Origin of the sequence: Pseudonocardia nigra, assembly GCF_019396355.1 — a bacterium.
Classification (GTDB): Bacteria; Actinomycetota; Actinomycetes; order Mycobacteriales; family Pseudonocardiaceae; genus Pseudonocardia; species Pseudonocardia nigra.
Genome location: NZ_JAHKRK010000337.1, coordinates 1 through 5658, shown reverse-complemented (window position 1 = coordinate 5658; position 5658 = coordinate 1). Strand labels below are relative to the sequence as shown.

The window sequence follows — 5658 nt, the reverse complement described above, 5'->3', positions numbered from 1 at the left end:
GCCGCGTTCGGCATGAACCCCGAAGGAGTCCTGCCCTACCTCGCCGACCACATCGACCAGCAGCGCCTGCCGAACCCGTGAGGTTTCGCCGTCGCCTGGCACAAGTTCGCGCGAACAAGTGCGCTTTCGACGGATGAAGGTTGCTGGAGACGGCGAGGGAGCGGCGTTCGTAGGCGGCGTCGACGAGCCGGTAGAACCCCTCCGCGGCGTCCGGGGAGACCGGCAGCAGCCCGATGTCGTCGACGATGATCAGGTCGGTGCGGATCAGCCGGGCCAGCGCTCGGGTGATCGAGTCGTCGGCGCGGTGCCGGCGGACCAGCGCGCCGAGGTCTTCGATGGTGAACCAGGCCACGGTCATCCCGGCCTCGATCGCGGCCTGGCCGAGCGCTTCGCAGAAGTGCGACTTCCCGGTGCCGGACGGCCCGCAGATGCACACGTTCTCCCGACGGCCCACCCACTCCAGGCTGGTGAGAGCGTCCTGGGTGGGGCGGGGGATGCAGGACGCGGCCGCGTCCCAGTCGTGCAGGGTCTTCCCGGCGGGGAACCCGGCCCGTTGGCGGCGGGTGCGCAGGTTGGTGGCGTCGCGGCCGGCGGCCTCCTCGGCGAGCAGGACCCGGACGAGTTCGGCGTGGTCCCAGCGCTGCGCCCGCGCGGTCGGGACGAGCTCGAGCAGGTGGCGGCGGATGTGCGGTAGCTTGAGGCGGCGGGTGAGTTCGACGGCCTCGGCCAGCGGATCCCCGCCCGAGACTGCGACAGCGGTCCTGACCGGTCTGCTGGCGGCGGGCGTGTTGGTGGGTGCGCTCATGCGGACTCACCTGTCGGCTCAGGCTCAGGCTCGGGCGACTCGGGCGGGGCGGCGGGAGTGGCAGCGGCGGGGGTGACGCCCAACCCGGACCAGGCCGAGGTGCCGGGCTGCAGGCTGTGGGTCTCGCTCGCCCTGATGATCGGCTTGCCGACGTCGCGTCCGGCTTGGTGGGCGAGGATGCGCAGCACGTCGTTCTCGGCGAACCGTCCTGCGACCGCCGCCGTCCCGAGTGCGCGGTCGACCTCGCCGGGTGGGTGCAGCTTGGCCAGCGCGACGGCCTCGGCCATCTTGCGCCGCACCCCTCGCGCGCCCGAGCCCGCCGCGACCGGGCCGCAGGTAGAGGGAGGCGGACGGCGGTGACGGTCGGCTGGCCGGGCCGTCGGCGTCCCCAGGTCCGCAGGAGTTCGTACAGGTGTTCGGCAAGTTCGTGGTGGTCGGGGCCGTGGGCGGCGATACCGAGCTCCAGCGCATCATCGGCGCGGCCGGGCTGGTCACGAGTAATCAGGTAGGCGAGGGTGCCGCCGCTGTAGAGGGCGGCTCCGGGGCGACAGCATGCCCTCCACGCACATCACCTGGTCCGCGCTCAACCCGCGGAAGCGGTGGCGTTGTGTGCGGTTTCGTCGAGGACGATCCGGCGTAGGCGGTCGGCGCGGGGCGACCCGAGGGCCCACGTGTCGATCACTTTCCTCCGCCCGGGCACCTGTCCGGTTGTGTCTGCCCGCTCGCGCAGCCAGGCAAGGACGTCGCCGTCAGGCACGCGCCCGGTACTGACCGCGCCCTGGTGCCCGGAATCTGCGCCTGATCCGTGCCCGCACGCGAGCTCGGGCACCCGCCCGGCCGGCTCTACGCCATCGCGCCGATCAGGAACGGACGAGGCGGGCACCCGCACGGGCACATGCCCGTTCGTTCCCGCTGCTGTGCCCGCGGGCACAGCAGCGGGCGCGCGCCCGAAGTCGGCTGCAGGCCACTCGCCCACCCCGTGACCGCGGTTGGCTCTGGTGTCGCCCGGGTTCGCCTGCCTCTCTTACCTCGCCTGTTCCCCGTGCCCGTTCGTCGTGACTGGTCACAGCGTGGCCATGCCCGGGCGCCGGTTGAGCATGGTCGGGCACGTGAGCGGACCACTCGGGAGGCACCGTGTCCGTCATCGGATGATGCTTGGGCGGGGACGCGACGAGCGCGATCAGTTCGAGCGTGATCGCCAGGCAGACCGGTGGCCACAGCGCGACAACGATCCCCACCGGGGTCGGCTGCGCTGCTGCGAGGTTCGCGGCGAAGGTCGTTGCCATGCCGGCCCAGAACGCCGCCCACGGCCCGGCCCCCACGGGTTCGCGGCGGTGGCGTCGAATCCAGATGACGACGAGCGCAGCGAGGAGCATCCCGTCGGTGGTGAGCGCGAGCCAGGGTGCCATCACCGGGTCCCCGTGTTCGGCGATGACGTCGCGGGCGTGGCGGTAGCTTGCGACTGCGGCGGGACCGCCGACGGCGGGCAGGGTGACTGCGGCGAGTAGGCTGGGCCAGACGCGCGCCCACCCCTTCCGCGCCGTCGGCCGGAGCCGCCTCTCGTCACCGGTGTGCTCGGCGGTGAGCTCTCGAGACGGAGCAGGGCAAGGGGGCGACTGGAGGAGCGGATCGACGGTCACGGGAGGGCCGGATTCCTCGGCCACGCCAGGAGTTCCCTAAACGGGACGGGCTCGACGGCCGGGGGGTTCTCGAGCGGGCGACGCGGGCGCCGATATGCGCGCGGATGGGTGGAATCCTGCACGGTGGCCAGCTCCCAGCGCTGATCAAGGCCCCTCGCCGGCAGTGAGGTCGCCGGTATGGGGCTCGTCGACTTGCGCGTACAGCTTGGGAGAATCCGCCACACCACGGCTCCCGCTACACATCGGTGGACTTCCTGAACGCGGTTTCCCCGCGCGCCGTGCTGGTGAGCGTGGGCGCGGGAAACCGCTACCGGCACCCCGACCCGGGCCTGATGAGCGGGCTCGAGCGGGCAGGGGTCACCGTGCGCCGCACCGACCAGGGCGGCGACACGGCGGTGGTGGCCGACCCGGCTCGGGCCGACGCCGACCGGGACGGGCGGCCCGACATGCACGTGGTCACGCGCGGGCACCCGCTACCGCCCCGGCGGCGCCTCGCTCAGCGCCGTTCGTTCGCTCCGCAAGCTCCGCTCAGAGCCCGCGCGCCTCCAGCGCCTCGCGCACGGCCTTGCTGCTGGACGGCACGGTCGCCGTCGGGCCGATCTGCCCGGACACCGCGTCGAGGGTCTTGAGGCCGTCGCCGGTGATGAGCAGCACGGTCTCGGCGTCGGGGTCGAGCTTGCCGCTCTCCACGAGCTTCTTCGCGGTGGCCACCGTGACCCCGCCCGCGGTCTCGGCGAACACGCCCTCGGTGCGGGCTAGCAGCCGGATGCCCTCCACCACCTCGGCGTCGGTCACGTGTGCGAGCGCACCACCGGTGCGGCGCACGGCGTCGAGGACGTAGGGCCCGTCGGCCGGGTTGCCGATGGCCAGCGAGCGGGCGATCGTGTCCGGGCGCACCGGCTGCACCACGTCGTGGCCGTCCTCGTAGGCCTTCGCCACCGGCGAGCAGCCCGTGGCCTGCGCGCCGAACACCTTGTACGGGGTGGGCTCGACCAGGCCGAGCTTCCCGAGCTCGGTGAAGCCCTTGTCCACCTTGGTGAGCTGCGACCCGGACGCCACCGGCACCACGATCTGCTCGGGGAGGCGCCAGCCGAGCTGCTCGGCCACCTCGTAGCCGAGCGTCTTCGAGCCCTCGGCGTAGTACGGCCGGACGTTGACGTTGACGAACGCCCAGTCCTCGTGCTCCGCGGCGAGCTCGGTGGCGAGCCGGTTGACGTCGTCGTAGTTGCCGTCCACCGCGAGCAGCGTGCCGTCGTAGACGGCGGTGGTGAGGACCTTGGCCTGCTCGAGCGAGGAGGGGATCAGCACGACCGAGTCCCAGCCGGCGCGGGCGGCGGCGGCGGCCACGGCGTTGGCCAGGTTGCCGGTGGACGGGCAGGCGAGTACCGAGAAACCGAGCTCGCGGGCGGCGGCGAGGGCCACGGCCACCACGCGGTCCTTGAACGAGTGCGTGGGGTTGCCCGTGTCGTCCTTCACCCACAGGTTGCGCAGGCCGAGCGCCGCGCCGAGGCGGTCGGCCTTGATCAGCCGGGTGAGGCCGGGCTCGGTGTTCGGGTGCTCCTGCACGGTCGAGGGCACCGGGAGCAGCTGCCGGTAGCGCCAGATCGACTTCGGGCCCGCCTCGATCGACTCGCAAGTGACCGCGCCGAAGTCGTAGGCGACCTCGAGCGGGCCGAAGCATTGCGGGCAGGCGAACTCCGCAGCCAGCGGGATCTGGTGACCACACTCACGGCACGACAGCGCGCGGGCCGGACCGAGGTCGAAGGAGGTGGACGCGGACGCGTCGACAGTCAGAGTCATGGAAGATCTCCTCATCTTCCCCGCACCGTGCGGGTCGGAATTGGCACCGTGATCGAGCGCGGACGCGCATCGCCGGTTGCCGGGGCTTCGCCGGGCCGTTCCCTCTGCCCCTCTGGATGAGCCATGTGAAGTTGTGCCCCGGGGACCTGGCCGCCGTGGGATGGCCATCACGCTACGGCACGATCCACTCCGGGCCCAAGCCCGATCCGCGATGTGGGAGGCGGGTCACGCGCTGTCGGTGCCGTGCGCCAGCATGGACGCCATGGCCCCACCACCGTCCCCCGCGCCTCTGCGGCTGGTCGTCGGCGAGGAAGAGCTGCTGGTGGAGCGCGCGGTCGCCGAGGTCGTGGCGGAGGCAAGGGCGGCCGACCCCGCCACGGAGGTGCGCCGCTACCGGGCGGCCGAGCTCACCCCGGTGGACCTGGCCGAGAGCCTCAGCCCGTCGCTGTTCGCCGAGGGCCGGGTCGTCGTGCTGCAGAACGCCCACGAGGTGGGCAAGGACCTGGCGACGGCGATCGTCGAGCAGGCCGGCGACCCCGCCGACGGGATCGTGCTGGTGGTCGTGCACGCGGGCGGCGCCCGCAACAAGGCGATGGTCGACGCGCTGCGCAAGCTGGGTGCCCCGGTCACCACGTGCAACCGGATCACCCGCTTCGAGGAGCGCGCCGACTTCGTGCGCGCCGAGGTGCGCCGGGCCGGCGGCAAGATCGCCCCCGAGGCGGTGGGTGTGCTCATCGAGGCGGTCGGGTCCGACCTGCGGGAGCTGGCCGCCGCTGCGGGTCAGCTGGTCGCCGACACCGGCGGCACGGTCGACGAGCGCGCCGTGCGCCGCTACCACCGGGGCCGGGCCGAGGCGTCGGGCTTCGCGGTGGCCGACAAGGTGGTCGCGGGGGATCGCGCGGGGGCGCTGGAGGCGCTGCGCTGGGCACAGCTGCTCGGTGTGCCGTCCGTGCTGGTCGCCGACGCCCTGGCCGACGCGCTCCGCACGCTCGCGAAGGTCGGGTCGGCCGGCCGGGGCGACCCCAACCGGCTCGCCGGGCCGCTCGGCATGCCGCCCTGGAAGATCCGCAAGGCCCAGCAGCAGGTGCGGTACTGGCACCCGGAGGCGCTGGCGGAGGCGTTCGCGGCAGCGGCGCAGGTCAACGCCGACGTCAAGGGCGCCGCAGCGGATGCCGACTACGCCCTGGAACGGGCCGTGCTGCGGATCTGCGCGGCTCGCGGTCCCCGCTGACCCTCACTCACCCTGACCCTTACTCACCGGGCCGCGCGCTCACCGGGCCGCGCGCTCACCGGGCCGCGCGCTCACCGGGCCGCGCGCTCACCGGGCCGCGCGCTCACCGGGCCGCGCGCTCACCGGGCCGCGCGCTCACCGGGCCGCGCGCTCACCGGGCCCGCGGCCCGGCAGCACGACGA

5 protein-coding genes and 1 riboswitch are annotated in these 5658 nt (G+C 73.4%); of the genes, 1 reads left to right on the top strand and 4 read right to left on the bottom strand.

Annotated elements, in window-relative coordinates; all coding sequences use genetic code 11:
* The 4 genes from KME75_RS39600 to thrC form a co-directional block, all read right to left on the bottom strand.
* The coding region (locus KME75_RS39600) for an ATP-binding protein (RefSeq protein ID WP_246633716.1) at window positions 1–805 on the bottom strand (805 nt) is incomplete at its 3' end.
* Window positions 802–1092, bottom strand: a complete 291-nt coding sequence (locus KME75_RS39595; RefSeq protein WP_246633715.1) for a hypothetical protein — start codon at window positions 1090–1092, stop codon at window positions 802–804. The genes KME75_RS39600 and KME75_RS39595, both read right to left, overlap by 4 nt.
* Before the next feature lie 573 nt (window positions 1093–1665).
* Window positions 1666–2445, bottom strand: coding sequence for a DUF2637 domain-containing protein (locus KME75_RS47270; RefSeq protein ID WP_219420135.1), 780 nt, complete (start codon window positions 2443–2445; stop codon window positions 1666–1668).
* 528 nt (window positions 2446–2973) lie between these two features.
* Window positions 2974–4245, bottom strand: a complete 1272-nt coding sequence (thrC, locus tag KME75_RS39585; RefSeq protein ID WP_219420134.1) for a threonine synthase — start codon at window positions 4243–4245, stop codon at window positions 2974–2976.
* 8 nt (window positions 4246–4253) lie between these two features.
* Window positions 4254–4368, bottom strand: a riboswitch (SAM riboswitch).
* 139 nt (window positions 4369–4507) lie between these two features.
* Between thrC and holA the strand changes: the two genes are divergently transcribed.
* On the top strand, window positions 4508–5476 hold the full coding sequence (gene holA / locus KME75_RS39580) for a DNA polymerase III subunit delta (RefSeq protein WP_219420133.1): 969 nt from the start codon (window positions 4508–4510) through the stop codon (window positions 5474–5476).
* The last annotated feature ends 182 nt before the right edge of the window (window positions 5477–5658 follow it).